17 protein-coding genes and 3 rRNA genes are annotated in these 25,723 nt (G+C 67.0%); 6 read left to right on the plus strand and 14 right to left on the minus strand.

Translation table 11 applies throughout. From position 1 onward, the window contains the following. From H4W80_RS15535 to H4W80_RS15560, 6 genes are all read right to left on the minus strand, one after another. Positions 1–978 (minus strand): copper transporter, encoded by a 978-nt coding sequence (locus H4W80_RS15535; protein WP_192785747.1) that lies wholly within the window; start codon positions 976–978, stop codon positions 1–3. Then, entirely contained in the window at positions 975–2,171 is a 1,197-nt protein-coding gene (gene steA, locus H4W80_RS15540; protein WP_192785748.1) for a putative cytokinetic ring protein SteA, read from the minus strand. Before steA ends, H4W80_RS15535 begins: the two co-directional genes overlap by 4 nt. A gap of 73 nt (positions 2,172–2,244) precedes the next feature. Continuing rightward, on the minus strand, positions 2,245–3,999 hold the full coding sequence (gene recN, locus H4W80_RS15545; RefSeq protein ID WP_192785749.1) for a DNA repair protein RecN: 1,755 nt from the start codon (positions 3,997–3,999) through the stop codon (positions 2,245–2,247). Positions 4,000–4,059: 60 nt separating this feature from the next. Continuing rightward, positions 4,060–4,959 (minus strand): NAD kinase, encoded by a 900-nt coding sequence (locus H4W80_RS15550; RefSeq protein WP_192785750.1) that lies wholly within the window; start codon positions 4,957–4,959, stop codon positions 4,060–4,062. Further along, a complete protein-coding gene (locus tag H4W80_RS15555) occupies positions 4,956–5,768 on the minus strand; it encodes a TlyA family RNA methyltransferase (protein ID WP_192785751.1) in 813 nt (270 codons plus the stop codon). Before H4W80_RS15555 ends, H4W80_RS15550 begins: the two co-directional genes overlap by 4 nt. Continuing rightward, positions 5,765–5,926, minus strand: a complete 162-nt coding sequence (locus H4W80_RS15560; protein ID WP_192785752.1) for a hypothetical protein — start codon at positions 5,924–5,926, stop codon at positions 5,765–5,767. The genes H4W80_RS15555 and H4W80_RS15560 overlap by 4 nt, the downstream gene beginning before the upstream one ends. Positions 5,927–6,054: 128 nt before the next feature. On the opposite strand from H4W80_RS15560, the gene H4W80_RS15565 reads away from it, so the two are divergent. Continuing rightward, positions 6,055–6,402 (plus strand): SCP2 sterol-binding domain-containing protein, encoded by a 348-nt coding sequence (locus H4W80_RS15565; protein ID WP_192785753.1) that lies wholly within the window; start codon positions 6,055–6,057, stop codon positions 6,400–6,402. A 789-nt stretch (positions 6,403–7,191) separates the two neighbouring features. Here H4W80_RS15565 and H4W80_RS15570 read toward each other — a convergent pair. Beyond that, entirely contained in the window at positions 7,192–8,163 is a 972-nt protein-coding gene (locus H4W80_RS15570; RefSeq protein ID WP_192785754.1) for an HAD-IIA family hydrolase, read from the minus strand. Positions 8,164–8,528: 365 nt separating this feature from the next. Then, positions 8,529–8,951 carry a tetratricopeptide repeat protein gene (locus H4W80_RS15575; RefSeq protein WP_192785755.1) on the minus strand — a complete coding sequence of 141 codons (423 nt, stop codon included), beginning with the start codon at positions 8,949–8,951 and terminating at the stop codon, positions 8,529–8,531. Positions 8,952–9,071: 120 nt separating this feature from the next. Between H4W80_RS15575 and H4W80_RS63595 the strand changes: the two genes are divergently transcribed. Then, a complete protein-coding gene (locus tag H4W80_RS63595) occupies positions 9,072–10,784 on the plus strand; it encodes a DUF1015 domain-containing protein (RefSeq protein WP_318786880.1) in 1,713 nt (570 codons plus the stop codon). Positions 10,785–11,256: 472 nt separating this feature from the next. On the opposite strand, the gene H4W80_RS15595 is transcribed toward H4W80_RS63595, so the two are convergent. Further along, entirely contained in the window at positions 11,257–11,676 is a 420-nt protein-coding gene (locus H4W80_RS15595) for a single-stranded DNA-binding protein (protein ID WP_192785756.1), read from the minus strand. Between the two features lie 110 nt (positions 11,677–11,786). Here H4W80_RS15595 and H4W80_RS15600 point away from each other — a divergent pair, with 110 nt between their 5' ends. Then, a complete protein-coding gene (locus tag H4W80_RS15600; RefSeq protein WP_192785757.1) occupies positions 11,787–12,722 on the plus strand; it encodes an MBL fold metallo-hydrolase in 936 nt (311 codons plus the stop codon). 827 nt (positions 12,723–13,549) lie between these two features. Here the strand turns inward: H4W80_RS15600 and H4W80_RS15605 are convergent. Then, complete coding sequence (locus H4W80_RS15605) at positions 13,550–14,566, minus strand: prolipoprotein diacylglyceryl transferase (protein WP_318786881.1); 1,017 nt, start codon at positions 14,564–14,566, stop codon at positions 13,550–13,552. Between the two features lie 39 nt (positions 14,567–14,605). Between H4W80_RS15605 and H4W80_RS60705 the strand changes: the two genes are divergently transcribed. Beyond that, entirely contained in the window at positions 14,606–16,318 is a 1,713-nt protein-coding gene (locus tag H4W80_RS60705; protein ID WP_225966529.1) for a hypothetical protein, read from the plus strand. 429 nt (positions 16,319–16,747) lie between these two features. On the opposite strand, the gene rrf is transcribed toward H4W80_RS60705, so the two are convergent. From rrf to H4W80_RS15625, 4 genes are all read right to left on the minus strand, one after another. After that, positions 16,748–16,864, minus strand: a 5S ribosomal RNA gene (rrf, locus tag H4W80_RS15610). A 71-nt stretch (positions 16,865–16,935) separates the two neighbouring features. Beyond that, positions 16,936–20,037, minus strand: a 23S ribosomal RNA gene (locus tag H4W80_RS15615). A gap of 290 nt (positions 20,038–20,327) precedes the next feature. Beyond that, positions 20,328–21,848, minus strand: a 16S ribosomal RNA gene (locus H4W80_RS15620). The 16S, 23S and 5S rRNA genes sit together here, the layout of an rRNA operon. 590 nt (positions 21,849–22,438) lie before the next feature. Continuing rightward, positions 22,439–22,882 (minus strand): MarR family winged helix-turn-helix transcriptional regulator, encoded by a 444-nt coding sequence (locus H4W80_RS15625; protein WP_225963465.1) that lies wholly within the window; start codon positions 22,880–22,882, stop codon positions 22,439–22,441. Positions 22,883–22,958: 76 nt separating this feature from the next. Between H4W80_RS15625 and H4W80_RS15630 the strand changes: the two genes are divergently transcribed. Continuing rightward, positions 22,959–23,345 carry a PPOX class F420-dependent oxidoreductase gene (locus H4W80_RS15630; protein WP_192785758.1) on the plus strand — a complete coding sequence of 129 codons (387 nt, stop codon included), beginning with the start codon at positions 22,959–22,961 and terminating at the stop codon, positions 23,343–23,345. Between the two features lie 741 nt (positions 23,346–24,086). Next, positions 24,087–25,622, plus strand: a complete 1,536-nt coding sequence (locus H4W80_RS60710; protein ID WP_225963466.1) for a glycosyltransferase family 39 protein — start codon at positions 24,087–24,089, stop codon at positions 25,620–25,622. Positions 25,623–25,723: the final 101 nt, after the last annotated feature.

Below are 25,723 nucleotides of genomic sequence, written 5' to 3' on the forward strand. Positions count from 1 at the left end.
TCAGCTCCCTGACTGGGTGGTGGGGGACGGAGTGGCGTTCGTCACCGTGGGCAGCATCGCCGAAGCGCCCTTGCCGATGCCGTACTGGCCGGCGCGCCCGTTCAGCTGCTCCCGGAGAGAGTAGACGATCGCGACCCGGCCCGCGGGCATGTCAGCGGTATCGACCGAGCTGACCCGCTTGGAGACCTCCCCGTCGTCGCGCAGGGCGGCGATCGGGTCGCCGGGCGCGGCGGGAGTCGCGACAGTGCCGGCCAGCACCGTGCCCTTGCCCGCCAGGTCGAGCCCACCGGCCACGGAGACGAGCGCGCCCGCCTGGACCTCGGCGCTCTCGCCCTCGTACGGCTTCTCCGGCGCGAGCACGACGGCGAGCGTGGCCCGCTTGACCGGGTCGCCATCGATGGTGAGCAGCCCGCCGGTCTCGAAGGAGCTGACGACGTCGGCGGTGGCCGGGTTGGGGGTGTTGGCCTGCGCCTGGTCGGGGGTGACGAACGCGGCCGACAGCAGCGTGGCGGCCCGGTCCCAGGAGGTGGCCGTGGGCGGGAACACCATGTTGGCCGGTTTGAGCTGGTTGACCAGGCCGTCCAGGACGCCCGTGCCCTTCGGGTCGAGGAACTTCTCCGTCAGCGTGACCGGCCCGGTGATCTCCGCACCGGCCTGCGTGAGCGCCTGCTGCGCGGCCTCGCGGACGGTGGCGCTGGAGCCGGGTGTCTCGACGAGGAGCACCCGCTGGCCCGTCAGGTCGCCGGCCACCAGGTCCGGCGTCAGAGCGGTGATGAGTGCGTCGTTGCCGGACTCCCTTCCGCGCAGGGTGTCGAGGTCGGCGCGCAAGCCGGTGTTCGTGTTGGTCAACTCGGCGCTGGTCCTTTTCGCCAGGTCGATCGCGGGATCCTGCAGCAGCGTAGTGCCCATCACGATGCCGACCGCGAGCGCCAGGAAGATCGCGACGATGGAGACGAGGTGGTAGCGAAAATCGATCACGAGAAGAGTCCGACCAGCCAGAAGATGAAGGCGTTCCAGGCGTCTTGCAGACCGTTCAGCCAGGTCTGGCCGATCGGCGAGATCAAGAGTGCGACGCTCATCGTGATCAACGCCGTGATCACGAGGAGGAGCAGCTGCGGGGTGGAGATGCGGCTGCGGTAGAGCCTGCTCACGCCCTTGGCGTCGATGAGCTTGCCGCCGATGATCAGCCGGGTGAGGAAGGTGCTGGCCATGCCGGAGCGCCCCTTGTCGAGGAACTCCTCCAGCGTGCCGTGGGTGCCCACGGCGACGATCAGCTCGGCGCCCTTGTCGTCGGCCAGGAGCATCGCGATGTCCTCGCTGGTGCCGGTGGCGGGGAAGATCACCGCCTCGCGGCCGAGCTGGTGGACACGCTCCAGGCCCGGCGCCCTGCCGTCGCGGTAGGCGTGTACGACGAGCTCGGCGCCGCAGGTCAGGGCCTTGGTGGAGACGGAGTCGAAGTCGCCCACGATCACGTCGGGCAGGTAGCCGGCCTCCAGGAGCGCGTCGGCCCCGCCGTCGACGCCAATGAGGACGGGACGGTATTCGCGGATGTAGGGACGGAGGGTGGCGATGTCTTCCTTATAGTGATACCCGCGCACCACGAGGAGGACATGCCTGCCCTCCATGGGGGTGCGGATCTCGGGCACGCCGACGCCTTCGATGAGAAGCTTGCCCTCACCGCGAACGTACTCCATGGTGTTGACGGCGAAAGCCTCGATCTGCACGGCGAGCCCGGCGCGGGCCTCGGCCATGGCCGACTCGACGGCCTCGACGGTCTGCTCGTCGCCCTTGCCGACGACGTCGTCGTCGAGGTAGACCACGCCGTCGTTGACGCGGACGACGTCGCCGTCCTTGACGCGCTCGAACAGCTCCTGATTGGCGTTGTCGACGAACGGCACGCCTGCTTCGAGCAGAATCTGGGGCCCCAGGTTGGGGTAGCGGCCACTGATGCCGCAGGCGACGTTCACCACCGCCGCGGCACCGCATGCCACGAGCGCCTCCGCGCTGACCCGGTCAACGTCAACGTGGTCGATAATCGCAATTTCCCCGGGCTGGAGGCGCTTTGTCAGCCTCTTGGTCCGCCGGTCGATTCTCGCCACTGCCGTTACACCAGGAAGGTCTCCAACCTTCCGGCCGCGGAGGCCCGGCATCTTGCTTCCCGGAACCTTCATCAAGACCATCCTGCCAGAGCGAAACAGCGCAGAGGCCACGCATGACGCGGCGTGTCCACTATGTCACCCAGGATCACCTGTCTGCCGCGGCGAGCCCCAGGAGTTCTTCCGCGTGCGCTCTGCCCAATTCGGAGTCCTCCAAGCCCGCCAGCATGCGGGAGAGCTCGCGTACCCTGCCCTCGTGGTCGAGCGTGACCACGCCGCTGCGCACGATGCTGCCGTCGCTCGCCTTCTCGACCACCAGATGCTGGTCGGCGAACGCGGCGACCTGCGGCAGATGGGTGACCACTATCACCTGCGCGGTGCGGGCGAGCCTCGCCAGCCGGCGCCCGATCTCGACCGCGGCCTTGCCGCCGACCCCCGCGTCCACCTCGTCGAACACGAACGTCGGCACCGGGTCCGCCCCCGCGAACACCACCTCGATCGCGAGCATGACCCGGCTCAGCTCGCCGCCGGAGGCGCCCTTGTTGAGCGGCAGCGGCGGCGCGGCGGGGTGGGCGGCCATCCGGAGCTCCACCTCGTCGCGGCCCTCGGGGCCGAACTCCTCGCTCTGGCTGAGCTGCACCACGACCCTGGCATGGGGCATGGCCAGCGCCGTCAGCTCCTCGGTCACGGCCTGGCCGAACCGCTCGGCGGCGCTCTGGCGCACCCTGGTGAGCTCGGCGGCCAGCTCGGTGAGCCGCGCGGTCAGCTCCTCGTGCTCGCGGGTCAGCTCCTCGATGCGCTCGTCGTCGCCCTCCAGCTCGGCCAGCCGCGTGGCGGCCTGCTGTGCCCAGGCCAGGACGCCCGCGCTGTCCTCCGCGTATTTCCGGATAAGTCCGGACAGCACGGAGCGGCGCTCCTGCACCGCCGCCAGCCGCGCCGGGTCGGCCTCGATCGACTCCGCGTAGGCCGCCAGGTCGGTGGCCACGTCGGAGATCAGATAGCCGGCCTCGGCCAGCCGGTCGGCCACGGAGGCGAGCTGGGGGTCGAAGTCGCGTACGCCCTCCACGGCCGCCCGCGCCTCGCCGAGCAGCGAGATCACGTCGTGAGGGCCGCCCGCCGCCTCCATGGGGTCGCCGAGCAGCGCGGTGTGCGCGGTGGTGGCGGCGCTGCGCAGCGCGTCGGCGTGCGAGAGCCGCTCCTCCTCGCCGCGCAGGTCGGTGTCCTCGCCCGGCTTGGGGTCGACCTTCTCGATCTCCTCCAGGCCGAACCGCAGCCGGTCGGCCTCCTGCGTCCGCTCCCTGGCCCTGGTGGTCAGCTCCTCGAGCAGCGCGCCGACCTGCTTGTGCCGCTTGTACGCCTGAGAGTAGGCCCGCAGCGGCTTGACCAGCTCGTTGCCGGCATAGCGGTCGAGCGCGGCGCGCTGCCTGGCCGGCTGGAGCAGCCGCTGCTGGTCCATCTGCCCGTGCACGGCCACCAGGTCGTCGGCGAGGTAGGTCAGCGTGCCGACGGGCACCGTGCGCCCGCCGAGCCAGGCCCTGGACCTGCCCTCGGCCGAGACGGTGCGCGAGATGATCAGCTCGCCGTCCTCGACCTCGCCGCCGATGTCCTCGACCTGCTGGGAGACGCGCCCGCCCGGCTTGATGACCAGCGTGCCCTCGACGCTCGCCCGATCGGCCCCCGGTCGGATGCGCGAGGGGTCGGCCCGGCCGCCGAACAGCAGCCCGAGCCCGGTCACGACCATCGTCTTGCCCGCGCCGGTCTCGCCGGTGACCACGTTGAAGCCCGGCGAAAGCTCGAGAACGGCCTCGTCGATGACGCCGAGCCCCTGGATGCGGACCTCCTCGACCCTTGGTCGCACTGCCCACTCCCGTTCACTGCCGTGTCTGATGGTCACCCGCGTCATCTCCGAACACGTGTGCCAACGTGTGCCCACGCGATCCTACGCGGTCCCGCCTCCATTGACTCAGGGTCGCACCCTTCCGCGCCAGCCCTGAACAGGAAGCTCGAATTTGGCGACCAACCTGTCGGTGAACGGCGCGCCGCTGTTCTCCACGCCGTGCAGCCGCGCCAGCCGTACGGGCTCGGCGCCTCTGCGCACCTCGACCCGCGAGCCGGACGGCAGCTCGAAGCGGCGCCGGCCGTCGCACCACAGGACGCCGCCCGGCGTCTCGGGCAGGATCTCGACGGCCAGCGTGGAGCGCGGCGAGACCACCAGCGGCCTGGCGAACAGCGCGTGCGCGCTGATGGGCACCATGAGCAGCGCCTCCACCTCCGGCCACACGACGGGTCCGCCCGCCGAGAAAGCATAGGCCGTCGAACCCGTCGGGGTGGCGCAGATCACGCCGTCGCACCCCCACCGCGACAGGGGGCGGCCGTCGATCTCGGCGACCACCTCGAGCATGCGCTCCTGCTTCTCGACGGTCACCTCGTTGAGCGCCCACGTGTCGGCGATCACCCGGCCGTTCTGCCTGGCGAGAACATCGATCGTCATGCGTTCCTCGACGTCGTAGCGGCCCGCCACGACGCTGTCGACCGCCTCGGCCAGGTCGGCGACCTCCGCCTCGGCCAGGAACCCGACATGCCCCAGATTGACCCCCAGCAGCGGCGTGCCCGCCGGCTTGGTCAGCTCGGCCGCGCGCAGCAGCGTGCCGTCGCCACCGAGCACGATCATGACCTCGGCGTCCTTGACCGCGCCCGGGTCTCCGGGCACCGCCTCCACGCCGCCGCAGCCGACCTCGACGTACTCGGACTCGAGCACCCTGACGTTGATACCGGCGTCCACCAGCCGGTTGATGACCAGGCGAGCGCTCTCGACTGCGGCGTCACGCCCGGTGTGTACGGCGACCAGCACGGTCCGTTTCATTGCGGCCCTTCCGCGACGGCACGTTGGATCTCGGCTTCGAGGTCGGCGACAGCGGGCTCGCCCTCCCCTTTGCCCAGCCAGAGCAGATATTCGACATTTCCCGATGGTCCCGGCAACGGGCTGGCGGTCACGCCACGCACGGTCAGCCCCAACTCCTGGGCCTTGGCGGCGGCATCACTCACCGAACGCCTGCGCAACTCGGGATCGCGCACGACGCCACCCGCCCCGACGAGGTCCTTGCCCACCTCGAACTGCGGTTTGACCAGCATCACGAAATCGGCCCGCGGCGCGGCGACCGAGGCCAGCGCGGGCAGCACCAGCCGCAGCGAGATGAACGACAGGTCGCCCACGACCAGCGTGGGCGGCTCGCCGACCATCTCGGGGGTCAGGTCGCGCACGTTGACGCGCTCCATCACCGTCACCCGCTCATCGGTACGCAACGACCAGGCCAGCTGGCCGTAACCCACGTCCACGGCGAGCACGTGGCCGGCGCCGCGGCGCAGCAGCACGTCCGTGAACCCGCCGGTGGAGGCGCCCGCGTCGAGGCAGCGCCGGCCCTCCACCCTCAGATTCTCGAACGCCTCGAGCGCGCCGAGCAGTTTGTGCGCTCCTCGCGAAACATAGTCGGGCCCGTCCTCCGACTCGGCCACCACGATGGCGGAGGCGGTCTCGACCTGGGTGGCGGGCTTGCGCGCCGCCTGACCCCCGACGCTCACCCGGCCGGCCTCGATGAGCTGGGCGGCCTGCTCGCGCGACCTGGCCAGGCCCCGGCGTACCAGCTCGCTGTCGAGGCGGATCCGCCGGCTCACTGCTCTTCCACTGCGGTGGCCAGCGTGGACTCGAGCCCGGAGAACGCCTCGTCGAAGACCTGCACGTGCTCACTCACCGGCAGCTCGCCAAGGCGGCCCAGACCGGCCACGATGGCATCGACCCGCTCGTCGCCGGTCTCCTCCGGCAGCTCACTCATGACTCGACGTTAACGCCTCCCGCGAGCGCCCGGGACCTTGGCAGGCGTGTCACGCGTTGAAGCTCATACGGGGGTGCTACTGATGTGGAACGCTACCGTCCGCAAAGGAAAATGAAAGGATACGCATCATGGCAAGCGTCGAGGAGTGCCGGGCGGCACTGGTGAAGCTCGTCGCCCAGTTCGACGAGATCGACGAGCAGGATCGTGCCAAACACGTGGTCGAGCGGACGGTCAGCTGCCGGGTTCCCGACCTCGACGTGATCTTCTACGGCCGGCTGCACCACGGAGGGCTCGACCCGTTCAGCGAGCACCCGCCATCGAACGGCAAGCCGGCGGACGTCAAGCTCACGATCGCGAGCGACGACCTGATCGCTTTGGTGGACGGGGAACTGGACCTCGCTCGCGCGCTTCTCGGAGGACGAGTGAAGGTCGACGCCAGCTTCGGCGACCTCCTACGCCTCCGCAGACTCCTCTAAGACAACCCACCCCACCATTCCACCCAACGAACACCCACCCCACCCAGTTAGCCGACCCACCACGAACCGCCGACCCCTACTCACCACCCACCACCGACCACCCACCAAACGAAACCCACCCAGAAACCCACCACCCCCGCCCAACGGCCCACCACCCAGCGAGGAACGGCCACCCCGCCCAACTAACCCACCTCACCCACGAACCGGCCACCCCCACCCGACGGACTCGCCGCCCCCAACGAACCCGCCGCCCCGCCCCAGAGGCCGCGACCCTTAATCCTCCCCAGCCGCCCACTCCAAGGGCGGCTCACCACTCACCTCCCCTGGCCCCCTGCCCGCCGTTCCCTCCGGCCGAAGCAGAACACCTGACGACCACCAACCGCGATCGGCATGGCCAGCAGGCTGGCACTACCGTCCCTGGCGCCAGCCCACCGCTGACACCAACCCGCCCAAAACCGATGCCGTCCTGACCCCCGCGACACCACGCAACTGCGACATCCGAGCCGCCCACCGGTCCAACAGCACTGACCACGGCAACAGCGGCAGCAACGGCACAACACGCCAGCGCCAGCAACGCCGAGGGCCAGCACGAGGACGAGGGCCAGCACGAGGACGAGGGCGAGGCGACCACAGCAGCGACGACGACAACCACGGCGACACAGCAGCCGCAGCCAAGAGGCAGCAACAACCACCCGACAACCCTGCGCCCGCTTCACCCAGTCCGGCCTCTAGCCGGCAACACCACAGCGAGACCGGCGCACCCTCAACGGTGACCCAGCCCCGCGAACCTCAGCCCAACCGATCCAGCACGGGCTTCACGGCATCCTCCTCGACCCGCCCCTCGCCGGCCACAGCCCACGCCGCGTCGCAGGCAGCCCGCAGCCCATCAATCCGGCTCCCGTCGCCATCGAGGCGCAGCACACCGTCCTGCCACCGGGCCCGCCACCCCCCGCAAGCTCCATCCCGCACCTCGGGATAGGACTCCAGCAACGTACGCAGATCCTCACCGACATAGGTGGGCCGATGACGCGGTCCCGCCGTCAGTACATCGACAGCCGTCGCCACCCCGGTCAGCACCAGCAGGCTCTCAACCCCCGCGTTGGAGGCCCCCTCGATATCGGTGTCCAGCCGGTCCCCCACGACCAGCGGCCGCCGCGCCCCCGTACGGATCATGGACTCCCGATGCAACGGCGGATCAGGCTTACCGGCATAAATTGGCTCAATCCCGGTAGCCGCCGCGATCACCCGAACCATCGCCCCGTTCCCCGGCAACTCCCCTCGCCCGGTAGGCATCGTGCTGTCCCCGTTGGAGGCCACGAACAACGCCCCCTGCCGCACCGCCAGCGCCCCTTCCGACAGCAGGCCATACGACAAACCGGGGGCGATCCCCTGCACCACGGCAACAGGCGACTCGACGGCCGTAGAAACCGGCCGAAGCCCCCGATCCCGTACGGCCAACCGCAACCCGGACCCTCCGACGACGAGCACGTTCGACCCAGGCGGCACTCTTTCAGCGACCAACCGGGCAGCGGCCTGAGCCGAAGTCACCACATCGTCGGCCGAGGCCGGCGCCCCAAGCTCACGCAGGTGAGCGGCGATGGCAGCAGGCGTACGAGAGGCGTTGTTGGTGACGTACGCCAGCCGCGCCCCACGCCGCTGAGCCTCCTCCAACGCCGCCGGCGCCCCCGGCACCGCATGGCTGCCCAGATAGACCACACCGTCGAGGTCGAGCAGCAGGGTGTCATAACCGTCGATCAGCACAGTGCCTCTCCCCGTTTGACTCTCACGCCGCGTGCGACTTTAGCGCCGCCGCAACCATCCCCCGCACAAAGGCCGGCCATTCAACGCTCCACCGCCCGACAGGACGGCCCCTCACCCCTCCGCCCAAAGCTCCACGCTGCCGATGGCGTGGGCGATGTGATGTCCCGTACCACGAGCCCACCTTGCAAACCTTGACCAGTCTTCACAGCGCCCCGGCGCCATGAGCTCACTCAAAGACAACCCCCATGCCCCGCCGGTCTCATCGCTCAACGCGCATCCCCGCACCCAAACCCAAACAAGCTCAGACAGCCAAAGAAGACGACCACTAGAGACCAGGCGGCTTACCGACGCCCCATGTCCTCCGACTACATTTCGCGACGAGCTCGCAAGGTAGCGCGAACACTCTTCAAAGCCGACACATAATGCCGCTCATCCGGCCGCATGGCCACCGCGATGGCCAAGGGCTCCTGGGCCCCCTCCACATCCCCGGTCCGCCACAGCGACAGCCCCAACCCAAAGTACGCATAATCCTCGGCCGGATTAGCATTCACGATCTGCCGGAAACTGGCGGCAGCCTCCGCGTACTGCCGGGAATTGAACTGCGCCCGAGCCAACGCCTCCAAAATGCTCCGCGATTCGGGTTCGGCCGCGGCGGCACGCTCCAGCAACGCGGCAGCGGCAGCCGGGCTGCCCTCTTTCAGCAATCTCACCCCACGCTGATACCAATCGTAAACACCGCCCCCAGGAGCACCTGGGTTCTCGTCGTGAACGTTTCCATCGTGGGCCATGAGTGGGGACTCCTTCATCGCTGAACGACGGACCCGCTTCGCCCTGCTACGGAACGGGCACGGGCTGCAACCATGGGGCGACTACCGGAAGGGACGAGCATTTATGGGAGCATGCCCGGTATGGGGATTCCTGAACTGCCGATGCCGGACGGGCTGGTGCTACGGCCCTTCCGAGGGGTACGTTTCGCCGTCGAAGATCCCGCCAAGGTGACCTCCCCACCATACGACCTGATCTCCGACGCCGACGTGGACGCCCTCCTGGACTCCCATCCGAACAACGTCGTCCGACTCATCCTTCCCCGCTCCCCCCGAGACGATTCCTCCGCCAAGTCACCAGCCCCCCATCGGCAACAGAAACCCAACCAAACACGCAACACCGCGCCCCACCGCCCGTCGGCCGACGTCGAGCCGGCCAGCACGCAGCAGCAGGCGTCCGCTCCTCCCACACCGTCCGGCACCGGGCTCGAAACCCGCTACGCCAAGGCGCGGGACACCCTGAGGGCCTGGCTGGACTCGGGGGTCCTGGTGCCGGACGACGTTCCGGCGCTCTATGTGTACGAGCAGAGCGGGCCGAACGTCCTGCAACGAGGCTTGATCGGCGACGTGGGCCTGGCCGATCCGGGGCAGCGCATCATCCTCCCCCACGAGGACGTCATGCCGGGCCCCATCACCGACCGGCTCGCCCTCATGAGCACCACGCAGGCCAACCTCGAACCCATCTTCCTCCTCTACAACGGCGACAACGGCACGGCCACTCGCCTGGTGGACGAGGTGGCCTCGAAACGGCGCCCCCTGATGTCCGCCCACACTGAGGACGGCCTAAGGCACCGCCTGTGGGCCATCACGGACACCTCCGAGATCAACGCGATAAACGCCGATCTCCACGACCGCCAAGCCCTGATCGCCGACGGCCACCACCGATACGCGACGTACCGCGTACTCCAACGCCAGGAGCACGCCACCCACCGCGCTGCCCAGCCCGAGCGGCCAACCTCCACCACCTCAACAGCTCGACCCGACGCCACGTCTCAGGCCCCGTCGTCTTCCTCTGACGTCGAGCCAGCGGCTCAAATGCCTCATCCCGCCAGCCCTTCGGAACCACAGCCGTCTTCTCCCAGCGAAAATCTCGACCTGGATGGGAAGCCGCCGATCCCGGACGTCCCCCTCGCTTCCCAGGTCTCCGCGACCTCTGCTGCCACGGGTGTCTCCGGTGAGGCCGGATCTGGGCGCTCGAGCGGCGACCGTTCCACACCGCAACCCGTGGTCGGTCCGTGGGACTTCGGGCTTGCACTGCTCGTCGACTCCACTGCGTACCCGCCCAATCTGCAGGCCATCCACCGCGTGATCCCCGGGCTCCCCCTTGCCGAGGCGGTCGCCAAGGCCAGGGGCGCGTGGCGGGTTCAGGACTTCGACGACTTGGCGCAGGGCCTGGCCGCCCTGAAGGAGGCGGCGGAGCCGGCGTTCCTGCTCGCCGGGGAGGGCGGCACGCATCTGCTCACCAACCCTGACCCGGTGCAGCTCGCCCGCGCCATGCCGCCCGACCACTCCGATCGCTGGAACTCCCTCAACACCTCCGTTCTCACGGAGTTCGTCCTGCCCAAGGTGTGGGGGATGCGCGACGACGAACAGGCCGTGCGCATCGTCCATCACGACACGGACGCGGCGGTGCGACTGGCCATCCGCACCGGCGGCACCGCGGTGCTCCTCAGGCCGCTCGCGGTCGACGACGTGCTGGCCGTCGCCGCGGGCGGCGAACGAGTCCCCCGCAAGTCCACCTCCTTCGGTCCGAAGCCCAGGACCGGCCTGGTCCTCCGTACGTTCGCCATCGACTGAACCGACCATCTCCTCCCGACCGCGGCGCATGATTCCTCACGACCGCGGTCGTCCGCCGTCTGCGCGGCGAGCGGAAGGACGTCCCCGCCGTCCGTAGAGGGCTGGGCGGCAGTTGCGCGCGGTGGCCCTGCGAGAACCAGCCGTGGGCGACGAGCCTCACGGATCGGTGCAAAACACGCAGCGCGACCGCCCCACCCGCGCAGACAGTCCCGATCAGATGGCCGGCGCAGCCGCCCACCAGCGAGCGCGTCCTGGCCGAACGACTCCACGTGATGACCGGCGACCGGCACCGCTGACCGCAGCGGCCGGTTTCGTGCTCTCGGTCGACGTCTGCGCCGTGCGCGGTCGAGGACATCCATGCCCGCGGCAGGCCAGGCCGTCCCCCACGAGAGGCCGCTGTCCCACGACCAGGCGAGGGTCCGGCGGCCTTCGCCCACGCCAGCCCTCCATGTCCGGTGGCGCGGCGGGTGGGTCAGCTTGCTGGGGCTAGGTAGGCCACTTGGCGGGGGATCAGGGCTGCGAGACTTCCGTGGGTGCTATGGGTGGGGTTGTCCGGAAGGTCGTCAGGGAGGGGAACGTCGGCTTCGTACGGTCTGGCGGAGCTCACCTCCACCTCGTACCGCCAGATCTTGGCTGCGGACGGGCCGAAGACGCGGCAGCGGAAGGAACCGGTCACCTCCATGTAGTCGCGGGGCTTGAGGCCGCGGACTGTGGCCGCCGTCTCCGGGTCGAAGGTGACGCACGGGATGCTGTCGGTCAGGGTCGCTCCGCGTCGGTTGCGGCGTCGGCGCACGATGATGCGCCACTTCGCCACGGTGTCGCCGCTGGGCAAGGAGTGTTCCTCGACCCCCGCCGACAGCCGGCCTACCAGCAGGACTTCGTTTCGGTCCACTGTCGTCCTCCTATCGGTGCTCTGATGGAGATCACTATCTACGATGAGGAGGAGGCCGGATCGGCTGGAATGCCGTTCTGGGGACAGCGGCTGGAGGGGCGGGAGTTCCTGTGGACAACATCACCGCGTTGGGTGGCGACGTCTATGAAATCGACACCAAAATGGCTGGATACACGGGTATCACGGCCGGCTATCTGATTTTGGGGGATCGGCCGTGCCTCGTGGAGACGGGTACCTCGACCTCGGCGCCCGTGGTGCGCGACGCGCTGGCCTCGCTGGGTGTCGGCCCGGAGGACCTGGCCACCGTCGTGGTGACGCACATCCACCTGGATCATGCCGGTGGCGTGGGCGACATCGCCAAGTTCTTCCCGTCCGCGCAGATCGTCGTACACGAGAAGGGCGCCCGCCATCTGGCCGATCCGTCGCGGTTGATGGCCAGTGCGCGGATGGTGTGGGGTGACAAGCTCGACACACTATTTGGTGAACTGTCGCCCACCGAGGCCGAACGCATCGTGGCCCTCGGCGACACCGGAGCCATCGACCTGGGCAACGGACGCACGCTGAACAGCCACTACTCCCCTGGGCACGCGAAACACCACGTGGGCCTGATCGACTCCGCCACCGGCGACCTGTACGTCGGCGACGCGGCTGGCGTCTACCTGCCCGAGACGGGCGATCTCCGTCCGGCGACGCCGCCGCCGGACTTCGACCTGCAGACGGCGCTCGACTCGATCGCGTTGTTCGAGGCGCTTGGGCCGCAGCGACTGCTGTTCAGCCACTATGGGCCGGTCGATGCCGTACAGGACACCTTGGAGCGGTCTGCGGAGGAGCTCCGCATCTGGGTTGATCTCACTCGGCAGGCTCATGCTGAAGGGATGGATCTGGACCACGCCGTCGCCATGGTCAGGGATCGCACCAAGGATCGCTATCGGGCGTTGGAGGCTGAGGGTGGGGAGGATGGGGCGGCTGAGCAGTTCGAGCTGTTGAGTGGTGCTCCGTCGAACGTGGCTGGGATCCTCCACTGGCTCAACCGGGTCTCACCGTAGTCGCGTGTCGTGGGAGGTGCCGGGCGCTGGGGGCGGGCGGATGTCCCCGCCGTCGCCTGGCCGGGGCCCGCTTTCGTCGCCTGGCCCGTAAAAACCGTTCAGAAGCCGGGTGTGTGGCGGTTCTCGGCGTCATACGGGTCAGGGGGCGTTGTGCCGTTGCACGTGCGTCGGCCTCATCGACGTCAGGTGCCTGACATCAGGGCCGTACAGGGCTGCTCGAAAGTCATCGCTATGCAGGATTTCTCGCCGTCAAAGACTGCGGGATCTTTTGCCGGGAGACCGGTGCGAGACTTCACGCCGTTGGATGCGGACAGGACTCCACCGTTCGGATGCGGGCGAGACTTTGCGCAGTCAGACTGGGGCCGGGTCCTCGTGCGCATGCCGCGCGCCGCGCCCGCTTACTGCAGGGCTCGCACCGCCAACGCGTGCAAGGCTCCCCGCCCCTGGCCGCGTGGCCCGCACCGCCAGGCGCGGGCGAGGCTTCCCCCATCCCCGCTGACACGCGTAACTCCGCACCGCCGAACGCGTGCCAGCTCCTCGCCGTCAAAGACCTGCAGGATCTATGGACTTCACGCGGTCGGATGTGTGTTGGATCTCAGGCTCCGGAGAAGTGGTTCCTCGGCGCCGTACATGTGCCGAGTTCTTCGCCGTCAATCGCGCGGAGCAGCCTCATGGCCATTCCGTATGGGATCGCTCGGCGGACCGGGTGTGTGAGCGTTCGTCATTGGATGAGGCCGTGAGCGGTCACCCACCCGTCCCCGCCGTAGCGGACCGGCTTGACCGTCGGCTGGCGACGGTAGCGGTCCGGGTACGGCGGGGACGTGGGGTCAGTCGTCGGACTTGCGCTTGGCGTCCGAGGTGGCTTCGTCGGACTCGTCGTTGAGCGAGTCACCGAAGTCGGGCTCGATGAATGCCGGCGTGATGCTCAGCGTCTCGGCCTGCTTCGGGGCCTCCTGAGCCGGCCCCTCAGTCCGCTCCTCGTCAGCGTCGGCGGGGCCGGGCTGCTCGGGCGCTTCGGCCGGGGCAGCCTGCTGCCCGCGATCCGCCGCGTCCGCGGAGGCTGCTTCTCGCGACTCCCCATCCCGTACGTCTGCCGGGGCCGCCTCCTGCGGCTCATCTTCCAGAACGTCGGCCGACAGTACGTCGGTCGGCGCCGCTTCCCGCGGCTCCTCCTCGGCCGGGGCCGTCTCCGGGGACTCCCGGTCGACTACGTCGGCTCGCGCCTCGTCCGAGACGTTCTCCGGGGAGGCCAGGAGGTCGCCCGCTTCGGCCAGGGCCGTAGCGTCATCCACGTCCTCGGCCGCCTCAGCTGCCTCGGCCGCGCCGGCGTCGTCGAAGTCGTCCTCGTAGTCGAAGTCCTCCTCGACGTCCTCGATGACGGACCCGGTCAGCTCGGCGTAGCGTTCGGCGGCGTCGGTCTCCCCGTCCTCGTCGAACGCCATCGCCCGCCCGAACCAGTCCGTAGCCGCCTCCTGGTGCCCGGCATCGGCCAGAGCGTCCGCATACGCGAACGCCAGCCGCGCCGACCACGGCCTGGGCTGCGGGTCGCGCAGCTCAGGGAGGCGCTGCAGGGTGATCACGGCGGCGTCGTGCTGGCCCAGGTCGCGGCGGGCGCCGGACTCGACGATGGTCAGCTCGATGCGTCCGGCGCGGTCGAGGCGCTCGGCCTCTGGCGAACGTACGAGGTCGAGCGCCCGCTCCGGACGGCCGAGACCGCGCTCGCAGTCGGCCATGACCGGCAGGTACGCGTCAGAGCCCGTCATCCTCCTGGCCGCGCGCAGATCGCTCAGCGCCTCGGAGAAGTGTCCCGCGCGGTAGGCGACGATGCCCGCGGCCTCCCGCACGACACCGATCCTGGCTGCGAACCTGCGTGCAACCTTCGTGTGCTCGTGCGCCCGGTCGGCGTCGTCGTCCTCGAGCGCTCGTTCGGCGGCGACGAGGTGCCGCCCCACCAGCTCGGCGAGGTCGCCGGGGAGGGAGCGCAACTCCTCGCGGACTTCCTTGTCGAGCTCGTCCGCGGTGATGTCGGGCGCGATCTCGGGCAGCTTCTCGCGCTGCGGGGCCTCCGCCTCGCGGTCGGACCTGCCGTACCTGGCGCGGGTGCCCGAGGAGGCGGCACGATCGTCGCGGTCGTCCCGCGAGAACGGCCGCGAGTCCCGGCGGGGACCGAAGCCGCCTTCGCGACGGTCTCCGCCACCACGCGGGCCCCGGTCGCCCTCGCGCCTGCCGCCGAACCCGCCTTCACGCCGCGGGCCCCGGTCCTCCCGGAACCCGCCCTCGCGGCGGTCGCCGTAACCGCCTTCACGGCGGGGGCCGCGGTCGTCCCTCGCGAACGGACGCGAGCCTTCGCGACGGGGGCCGTAGCCGCCCTCGCGACGGTCACCGGAGCCGCCCTCACGACGAGGACCGCGATCATCCCGATCCCGGAACGAACGACGCTCGTCACCCTCACGACGCGGACCACGATCGTCGCCCTCACGACGCGGACCCCGATCGTCACGGAACCCGCCCTCGCGGCGCGGACCGCGATCGTCACGGAACCCGCCCTCACGGCGCGGACCGCGATCGTCACGGAACCCGCCCTCACGGCGCGGCCCTCGGTCTTCGCGGGACCCGCCCTCACGACGGTCGCCGTACCGGCGCTCGCCGAAGCCGCCTTCCCGGCGCGGGCCACGGTCCTCACCGGAGCCGCCCTCACGACGGTCCCCGTACCTGCCCTCACGCCGCTCGCCGAAGCCGCCCTCGCGACGCGGACCACGATCATCCCGATCCCGGAACGAACGACGCTCATCACCCTCACGACGCGGACCACGGTCGTCACGGTCCCGGTAGGTACGACGATCGTCACCGCGAGGTCCACGATCATCACCTTCGCGTCGAGGCCCACGGCTGTCGCCGAAGCCTCCCTCACGACGCGGGCCACGGTCCTCACGGAAGCCACCTTCGCGACGCGGCCCACGGTCCTCACGGAAGCCACCTTCGCGACGCGGACCGCGATCATCACGGAACCCGCCCTCACGACGCGGACCCCGATCATCACGGAAGCCACCTTCGCGGCGCGGCCCTCGGTCGTCGCGGAACCCGCCCTCGCGGCGCGGGCCGCGGTCTTCGCGGGACCCGCCCTCACGACGGTCGCCGTACCGGCGCTCGCCGAAGCCGCCTTCCCGGCGCGGGCCACGGTCCTCACCGGAGCCGCCCTCACGACGGTCCCCGTACCTGCCCTCACGCCGCTCGCCGAAGCCGCCCTCGCGACGAGGACCACGATCATCCCGATCCCGGAACGAACGCCGCTCATCACCCTCACGACGCGGACCGCGATCGTCTCTATAGCCTTCATCGCGCCGCGGCGTGCTGTCTCCACGACCGTACGAGCGCGACCTGTCGTCGGAACGGAACGGACGGTCGCCGCCGGAGTCTCGCCCGCGAGAGCCGTACCCGCCGCTCCTGCCGCCTCCGCTGGAGCGCCTGTCCCCGTAGTCGCCGCGCCCGCGCTGTCCGCCGTCCGATCCGTTATCTCTGTTCACTTCTGGTCCATTTCGTTGGCTCACCCAGCGGACTCACAACGACGGTCCACTGTGGCTGGTCGCTGCCTCTAGGGCCTTACGCGACGAAGGCCACCCGTGGGGTGGCCCGGTTCCTCTCAGCCTAGCAAGCCCCGGTACGTCCATGAGCCCGGACGCAAGCCATATATCGGCGGGGCGACAAACGCACGGTCAGTGACGGCGAACGCTATGTCACCACGCCTCACGGAAATCTTGATCTGACGAACGGGATTCGCCAATGTTGCCGCTCTCCATGCTCGCCATCTGTCCATGAAGGCATTCGAATTGCGCAACAACCCACCGCTGCGCCGTCAGCGGACGAGACAGTTACAGGCATGTGCGCTCGGAAGCCAATGTGGTCAGAGAATGCAAGGGTCGGCGACGGACCGTGCGAGGGGACACGTCTCACGGCTCCACCCCGCCGGCACAGCACACAAAAAAAAGGGGGTCCGACGCCCAAGGCGTCGAACCCCCTCAAAGATTGTCCGGCGGCGACCTACTCTCCCACACCCTCCCGAGTGCAGTACCATCGGCGCAGAGAAGCTTAACTTCCGGGTTCGGAATGTAACCGGGTGTTTCCTTCCCGCCATAACCGCCGTAACCCTATGAAACTATCAAGCACTACCGCTTGTTGTTTCAGAATTGCCTAGTGGACGCGAGCAAGAAGCTTTGTGGTCAAGTCCTCGGCCTATTAGTACCGGTCAGCTCCACACGTTACCGTGCTTCCACCTCCGGCCTATCAACCCGGTCGTCTACCGGGAGCCTTACCCACTCTCGTGGTGGGAGACCTCATCTCAAGGCAAGCTTCCCGCTTAGATGCTTTCAGCGGTTATCCCTCCCGAACGTAGCCAACCAGCCGTGCACCTGGCGGTACAACTGGCACACCAGAGGTTCGTCCGTCCCGGTCCTCTCGTACTAGGGACAGCCCCTTTCAAGTCTCCTGCGCGCGCAGCGGATAGGGACCGAACTGTCTCGCGACGTTCTAAACCCAGCTCGCGTACCGCTTTAATGGGCGAACAGCCCAACCCTTGGGACCTACTCCAGCCCCAGGATGCGACGAGCCGACATCGAGGTGCCAAACCATCCCGTCGATATGGACTCTTGGGGAAGATCAGCCTGTTATCCCCGGGGTACCTTTTAGCCGTTGAGCGACACCGCTTCCACACGCCGATGCCGGATCACTAGTCCCAGCTTTCGCTCCTGCTCGACCCGTCAGTCTCACAGTCAAGCTCCCTTGTGCACTTACACTCAACACCTGATTGCCAACCAGGCTGAGGGAACCTTTGGGCGCCTCCGTTACCCTTTGGGAGGCAACCGCCCCAGTTAAACTACCCACCAGACACTGTCCCCGATCCGGATCACGGACCAGAGTTAGACATCCAAAACGACCAGAGTGGTATTTCACCAATGACTCCACCCGAACTAGCGTCCGAGCTTCCCAGTCTCCCACCTATCCTACACAAGCCGTTCCAAACACCAATGTCAAGCTGTAGTGAAGGTCCCGGGGTCTTTCCGTCCTGCTGCGCGAAACGAGCATCTTTACTCGTACTGCAATTTCACCGGGTCTGCGGTTGAGACAGCGGGGAAGTCGTTACGCCATTCGTGCAGGTCGGAACTTACCCGACAAGGAATTTCGCTACCTTAGGATGGTTATAGTTACCACCGCCGTTTACCGGCGCTTAAGTTCTCACCTTCGCCCAGCAAGCTGGACTAAGCGGTCCCCTTAACGTTCCGGCACCGGGCAGGCGTCAGTCCGTATACATCGTCTTACGACTTCGCACGGACCTGTGTTTTTAGTAAACAGTCGCTTCCCCCTGGCCACTGCGACCCCCACCAGCTCCGAGTGCAAGACTCATCACCAGCAGAGGTCCCCCTTCTCCCGAAGTTACGGGGGCAATTTGCCGAGTTCCTTAACCACAGTTCACCCGATCGCCTTAGTATTCTCTACCTGACCACCTGAGTCGGTTTAGGGTACGGGCCGCCACAACACTCGCTAGAGGCTTTTCTCGGCAGCATAGGATCATCCACTTCACCACAATCGGCTCGGCATCACATCTCAGGCTTAAGGAACGCGGATTTGCCTACGTTCCGCCCTACATGCTTACCCCAGGACAACCATCGCCTGGGCTGGACTACCTTCCTGCGTCACCCCATCGCTTACCTACTACCCAATCAGGCCGAGCGTTCGGTCTAACACCAGTCCCGAAGGACCAGCTGACTTAAGGACTCTTAGTATCAAGGGGTTCAGTATGGGCGCGTTAAAGCGGGTACGGGAATATCAACCCGTTGTCCATCGACTACGCCTGTCGGCCTCGCCTTAGGTCCCGACTTACCCTGGGCGGATTAGCCTGCCCCAGGAACCCTTGGTCATCCGGCGCGAGGGTTTCTCACCCTCGATTCGCTACTCATGCCTGCATTCTCACTCGCACAGCCTCCACAACTAGATCACTCTGCTGCTTCGCCGGCTGCACGACGCTCCCCTACCCATCAACACAACATGTGTGTCAATGCCACGACTTCGGCGGTGTACTTGAGCCCCGCTACATTGTCGGCGCAGAATCACTTGACCAGTGAGCTATTACGCACTCTTTCAAGGGTGGCTGCTTCTAAGCCAACCTCCTGGTTGTCTCTGCGACTCCACATCCTTTCCCACTTAGCACACGCTTAGGGGCCTTAGTCGGTGATCTGGGCTGTTTCCCTCTCGACTACGAACCTTATCGCCCGCAGTCTCACTGCCACGCTCTCACTTACCGGCATTCGGAGTTTGGCTGACGTCAGTAACCTTGTCGGGCCCATTAGCCATCCAGTGCTCTACCTCCGGCAAGAAACACGCGACGCTGCACCTAAATGCATTTCGGGGAGAACCAGCTATCACGGAGTTTGATTGGCCTTTCACCCCTACACACAGATCATCCCCCAGGTTTTCAACCCTGGTGGGTTCGGTCCTCCACCCAGTCTTACCTGAGCTTCAACCTGCCCATGCGTAGATCACTCCGCTTCGGGTCTACAGCATGCGACTCAACGCCCTATTCAGACTCGCTTTCGCTACGGCTCCCCCACACGGGTTAACCTCGCCACACACCATAACTCGCAGGCTCATTCTTCAAAAGGCACGCAGTCACATCACACAGAAGCAAGCTTCTGTAAGCTCCTACGGCTTGTAGGCACACGGTTTCAGGTACTATTTCACGACCCCTCACCGGGGCACTTTTCACCTTTCCCTCACGGTACTCGTGCACTATCGGTCATCAGGGAGTATTTAGGCTTACCAGGTGGTCCTGGCAGATTCACACAGGATTTCTCGAGCCCCGTGCTACTTGGGATCCCCTCAAACAGTCGACAAGGTTTCGCCTACCCGGCTCTCACGGTCTACGGCAGCCCTTCCCAGAGCTTTCAACTACCCCATCGATTTCTTACTGTCCGGCCGATCGGCAGATCGACCAAGAGGGTCCCACGACCCCGGACATGCAACGCCTGCCGGCTATCACACACGCCCGGTTTAGCCTCATCCGCTTTCGCTCACCACTACTCACGGAATCACTGTTGTTTTCTCTTCCTACGGGTACTGAGATGTTTCACTTCCCCGCGTTACCACCAACCGCCCTATACATTCAGGCGGAGGCAACACCACATGACTGGTGCTAGGTTTCCCCATTCGGACATCCCCGGATCAACGTCTGGTTGGCGACTCCCCGAGGCTTAACGCAGCCTCCCACGTCCTTCATCGGCTCCTGATGCCAAGGCATCCACCGTGTGCCCTAAAAAACTTGGCCACAAAGATGCTCGCGTCCACTATGCAAATCTCAAACAACAAACAGCAACCGCATCCAAGCCCGGGAAACCCGAACCCTTCAGCGGCCCTGTACTCCAGAAGAACCGGTCACCCGTTTCCTCAGGACCCAACAGTGTGTCCGACACCTCATGATCGCGGTACCAGCGTTCCCACTCCCCGAAGGGCGGTACTAGCCAGCCGTTGACCATGCTGTGCCGAGTAGCCAGTGCTCCACTAGTGAGCTGTCACCCCACCACACATTCGGTGGTGAAGGGTGAAGATGCTCCTTAGAAAGGAGGTGATCCAGCCGCACCTTCCGGTACGGCTACCTTGTTACGACTTCGTCCCAATCGCCAGCCCCACCTTCGACCGCTCCCCCCAGCAAGCTGGTTGGGCCACGGGCTTCGGGTGTTGCCGACTTTCGTGACGTGACGGGCGGTGTGTACAAGGCCCGGGAACGTATTCACCGCAGCATTGCTGATCTGCGATTACTAGCGACTCCGACTTCATGGGGTCGAGTTGCAGACCCCAATCCGAACTGAGACCGGCTTTTAGGGATTCGCTCCACCTCACGGTATCGCAACCCTCTGTACCGGCCATTGTAGCATGTTTGCAGCCCAAGACATAAGGGGCATGATGACTTGACGTCATCCCCACCTTCCTCCGAGTTGACCCCGGCAGTCCCCCATGAGTCCCCACCACCCCGAAGGGCGTGCTGGCAACATGGAGCAAGGGTTGCGCTCGTTGCGGGACTTAACCCAACATCTCACGACACGAGCTGACGACAGCCATGCACCACCTGTCACCCAGTCCGAAGAGGCGCCTGTCTCCAGGCGTTTCCGGGTGATGTCAAACCTTGGTAAGGTTCTTCGCGTTGCGTCGAATTAAGCAACATGCTCCGCCGCTTGTGCGGGCCCCCGTCAATTCCTTTGAGTTTTAGCCTTGCGGCCGTACTCCCCAGGCGGGGCGCTTAATGCGTTAGCTCCGGCACGGAGATCGTGGAAGATCCCCACACCTAGCGCCCAACGTTTACAGCGTGGACTACCAGGGTATCTAATCCTGTTCGCTCCCCACGCTTTCGCTCCTCAGCGTCAGGTAAGGCCCAGCAAGCCGCCTTCGCCACCGGTGTTCCTCCTGATATCTGCGCATTTCACCGCTACACCAGGAATTCCACTTGCCCCTACCTACCTCTAGCCGGCCCGTATCCACCGCAGACCCGCAGTTAAGCTGCGGGCTTTCACGGCAGACGCGACCAGCCACCTACGAGCTCTTTACGCCCAATAATTCCGGACAACGCTTGCGCCCTACGTATTACCGCGGCTGCTGGCACGTAGTTAGCCGGCGCTTCTTCTGCAGGTACACGTCAACTTCGTCCCTGCTGAAAGAGGTTTACAACCCGAAGGCCGTCATCCCCCACGCGGCGTCGCTGCGTCAGGCTTCCGCCCATTGCGCAATATTCCCCACTGCTGCCTCCCGTAGGAGTCTGGGCCGTGTCTCAGTCCCAGTGTGGCCGGTCGCCCTCTCAGGCCGGCTACCCGTCGTCGCCTTGGTAGGCCACTACCCCACCAACAAGCTGATAGGCCGCGAGCCCATCCCCAACCGAAAAACTTTCCACCACCACCCGATGCCGGGGGCGGTCGTATCCGGTATTAGACCCAGTTTCCCGGGCTTATCCCAGAGTCAGGGGCAGGTTGCTCACGTGTTACTCACCCGTTCGCCGCTCGAGTACCCCGAAGGGCCTTTCCGCTCGACTTGCATGTGTTAAGCACGCCGCCAGCGTTCGTCCTGAGCCAGGATCAAACTCTCCAAACAATGTCTTTCGTTTGGATTGTGAATCCAAGCAATTTCCGTCAATAATGACGGGGATATGCATGTATCTCATGCACTGGCTTTTAACACACTGTTGAGTTCTCAAGAAACGGACGCGTACATCCTTGCGTAAGTCTCTCGACCTTCGCTCGGAGGCGTGCCTCGCGTTTTCCTAAAATTTACCGAGCTTGTTGATTCCCGTCAAATCCAGGGATTTGCTGGAACCTGCTCAGACTTGCTTAGGATGGTGCACCCCGGTCGGCCCGGGGCAACCCTCGTAACTTACCGTGTCATCCAGAGCCTGTCGAATCAACCGATTTTCCGGTGATCTCCATGCGCCAGACGACGACCCGGGCTACGAGCGCGCCGAAGCGGCTCTGCCGAGTGGCTCGTCATTTCAAGGGGCTTGCGCGGGGGCCCGTCCGCCTGATCGGCGTCCGGCTCACTCCCGGCGCGAACTGAAAGACTAGGTCGCAATCCGCGACACGTCAAATCGCCTCGCCAGGGGGCGTGTCGCGGACGATCCCCACCACGCGGTGGGAGCCATCCGCGGCCCGGCCGCCCAGTGACATGGCCGGACGGGCCTCTTCATGTCACAGCTCCTGGGTGGCACGGGCGATCGCCTCGGCGCACCGGGTCAGCAGGCCGCGCAGTTGCTTCCGTTCCAGCGCGTTGAACTCGCCCGCGATCGCTCGTTCGATCACCACGGCGCGCTCGTCCGCCGCCTTCAGCGCCGCACGCCCGGTCTCGGTCAGCCGGGTCTCCAGGATGTTTCGATGCCAGGGGTGCGGGGAGCGTTCGATGAAGCCGCGTTCCTCGAGGTTCTTGAGTACGACCGTCATGGCCTGGGGGGTGACCAGGCATGCTCTGGCCAGCGCCGCGCCCGAGATTCCCGGGCTGTCGGCCAGTGCGAACAGCGTCGCGTACTGGGGCACGGTCAGCCCCGCCGGCCGGACGGCGGCCTGCTTGGCCGCGATCAGCGCCTGCTCCGCGCGCTTGATGTCCAGACCGAGGCGTTCGTCCGCAGGCATCCCCATATCGGAAATAGTACAACATTGATGGTTATCAAAGCTTTGATAACCTGGGCGCGTAGTGACGCTTTGGAGGAGAGACGTGATCATTCCCGACACTCACTTGGACCTGCTGAATCGCCCGCTGTTCGCCCACCTGGCGACGATCGGGGCCGACGGTACGCCCAACGTGAACCCGGTCTGGACGATCTGGGACGGGGAGCACTTGCGCTTCACGACCACGATGGATCGCTTCAAGTACCGAAATGTCAAGCAACATCCGCAGGTAGCGGTCTCCATCAACGACCCTGAGCAGCCGTACCGGTATCTGGAGATCCGCGGCGTGGTCGAGCGGCTGGAGCCCGACCCTTCGGGCGACTTCTTCGACGTGCTGGCCAACCGCTACGGCCTGGAGTACGAGCGACCGGTCGGGGATGCCGAGCGGCGGGTGGTGATCGTGGTGAAGCCGACGCGCGTCACCCGGCAATGATTACGGGTCGGCTCTGGCAAGGCTCTGGGCAGCCGTTCGGGGATTCGCTCCGGGTGAGAGAACGCTGTGGCTGGGGGCGTGGGCGGCGGCGGAACGGCCTCCCGTAGGCATCTGAGTGCTGCCCGAAACGCTGTGGGCGACTGGCGAGGTGGGGCGGCGCGCGCGACGCGGGGAGTGGTGGCGGACGAGCGGTGGCCCCCAGGACGTGGTCGCCAGGAATGTGGCGGGAGCTGGGAACGCAAACAGCGCGGGCGGCGATCGGCAACGTGGTGTGGTGGGCGCTGACGAGGCTGGGCCGCGGGGGCGGGATCGGTTCGACGCGGTCCGTGCCGCTCATTGCCGGCGGCGAGCGGCTCGGGCGTGTGGTCTTCCCCGACAAGGTGGTGCAGCCTCCCACCGTCCCGCCAAGGCGGGCCATGAATGTAGTGGTCCCGGGCCGGATGGCGCGAGCCGTTGGTGTGGCCAGGCTGCTACGTGAGCACCACTGGCTGCGCGACATCGAGGGCGAACTGCCTCACGAGCGGCCACATGGAGATGGGCCCGCGGGGAGGCAGTTCGGTTTCGAGGCGTCGTGGAGGCGGTCGGGCTGAAGGCTCTGGGCCCGATTGCGGTGCCGGATAAGGGGCGAACGCGAATACTCCCGACCTTCCCCCCGCGTATCCTGCCCCGGTGACCACTGCCGCCACGCTAGCTCCCCCCGCCCGTCCGGCCGAGCGTCTCCGCACCTCCACCTCATGGTGGATGTCCTTGCTCGCCGGTATCGCGGCGTTCACAGGTACGGGGTCCGCCACCCTGAACGGCGACGAGCTGGCCACCATCAGCGCCGCTTCCCGTTCGCTGTCCGGGATGTGGGAGCTGGCCCGGCACATCGATGGTCACTTCCTGCCGTACTACCTGTTCATGCACCTCTGGGTGAAGGCAGGTACGGCGGAGTTGTGGCTGCGCCTGCCGTCGGCGGTGGGGATCGCCGTGGCCGCCTGGTTCCTGGTCGATCTGGGGCGGCGGTTGCACAGCACGCGGGCCGGGGTGATCGCGGCCGCAGTCTTCGCGATCCTGCCCTCGGTGTCCTACTTCGGGGCTTTCGCCAGGTCGTACGCGTTCGCGGCGGCCGCGGTGGCGTTCTCATTCTGGGCGCTGCACCGGGCCGTGGAGCGCTCCGAGGTCAGGCGGTGGGTGGTGTACGGGGTCGCGGTGGCCCTCGTGTGTTCCACCCATCTGTTCGCGGTGCTGGTGCTGCCCGCCCAGTTGCTGCTGCTGCGCCGGGACCGGGTGGTGCCGATGCTGGCGGCGATGGCCGTCGGGTGCGTGCCGGCCGCGGTGCTGGGGCTGGTGGGGTTCGGGGAGCGGCACGCGATCAGCTGGATTCCGCAGCGCGGGCCGGAGGTATGGCTGAAGTTCCCGAAGATGGCGGCGGGGGCGACCGGGCTGGGCCTGATGTTGTTCGCCCTGGCGCTGGCCGGCGCGGTGCTGCTGTGGAGGGCGGCGCCACGTGGAGCCGGTGCCCTCCCGCCGTGGAGGGCGGCCCCGCGTGGGGTCGAGGAAGCCGGAACAGCTGGGGTCGAGGAGGCCGGCAGAGTCAGGGGCGAGGAAAGCGGCGGAGCTGGGGCCGGGGTGAGCGGCGGAGCCGGGGCCGGGGCCGGGGTAAGCGGCGGGGCCAGGGTGTGGGTGTTCGTGCTGGTCGGGTGGCTGGTGTTGCCGCCGGTGCTGCTGCTCGCCGTGTCGCAACTCGTGACGCCCGTCTACGTGGATCGCTACCTGTTCGTGACCGCCCCCGCGCTGGCGCTGCTGGCGGGGCTCGCCGTGGCGGCTCTGCCCCGGTTCCAGGTGGTGGCGGCGGTCGTGGTGGTGCTGCTCGGGTGTGCGCTGTCCGTTCAGGAGCACGTCACGGTACGCGAGGAGAACGGCCGTTTCGAGAACATCCCCTGGGCGTTGCGCGTGATCAAGGCCGAGCCCGACGACGCGATCGTGTACGGCCAGAGCCAGCTCCGCACGGGCTTCGAGTACTACGCGGACTCCTTGATGCCGGTCGACGTGCTCAAGACCGGGGACGCGCCCTCGCCCGACGGGTTCGGTTATCCGGAGCGGCCCGACGCGGCGGCCGCGCTGGACGGGCGTGACCGGGTGTGGGTGGTGTGGCGCGGGAGCAAGCAGTCGGGCCTCGACGGCGACGCGGTCCCGCGGGTCGCCGAGGTGGTGAAGGCGGGGTTCAAGCTGAGCCTGGCCAAGCACTCCGCCGAGCTGCCGGGGCTGACTGTGGCGCTGTTCGTCCGCCGCTGACAACGCACCTGGCGCGCCTGACGCACCATACGTCGTTCGCCCCTGACAGCCACACATCATCCGCCGCTGACGCATCGGACGTCGTCCGGCGCCGACGGACC

Source organism: Nonomuraea angiospora (assembly GCF_014873145.1).
Lineage (GTDB): Bacteria > Actinomycetota > Actinomycetes > Streptosporangiales > Streptosporangiaceae > Nonomuraea > Nonomuraea angiospora.

Bases quoted from the DNA above. Each gene is read 5' to 3' on its own strand.
- recN (WP_192785749.1), bottom strand. From the start codon at position 3,999: ATGACGCGGGTGACCATCAGACACGGCAGTGAACGGGAGTGGGCAGTG.
- H4W80_RS60710 (WP_225963466.1), top strand. From the start codon at position 24,087: ATGTCCTTGCTCGCCGGTATCGCGGCGTTCACAGGTACGGGGTCCGCC.
- H4W80_RS15625 (WP_225963465.1), bottom strand. From the start codon at position 22,882: ATGGGGATGCCTGCGGACGAACGCCTCGGTCTGGACATCAAGCGCGCG.
- H4W80_RS15565 (WP_192785753.1), top strand. From the start codon at position 6,055: ATGGCAAGCGTCGAGGAGTGCCGGGCGGCACTGGTGAAGCTCGTCGCC.
- H4W80_RS15575 (WP_192785755.1), bottom strand. From the start codon at position 8,951: ATGGCCCACGATGGAAACGTTCACGACGAGAACCCAGGTGCTCCTGGG.
- H4W80_RS63595 (WP_318786880.1), top strand. From the start codon at position 9,072: ATGGGGATTCCTGAACTGCCGATGCCGGACGGGCTGGTGCTACGGCCC.
- H4W80_RS15560 (WP_192785752.1), bottom strand. From the start codon at position 5,926: ATGAGTGAGCTGCCGGAGGAGACCGGCGACGAGCGGGTCGATGCCATC.
- H4W80_RS15550 (WP_192785750.1), bottom strand. From the start codon at position 4,959: ATGAAACGGACCGTGCTGGTCGCCGTACACACCGGGCGTGACGCCGCA.
- steA (WP_192785748.1), bottom strand. From the start codon at position 2,171: ATGAAGGTTCCGGGAAGCAAGATGCCGGGCCTCCGCGGCCGGAAGGTT.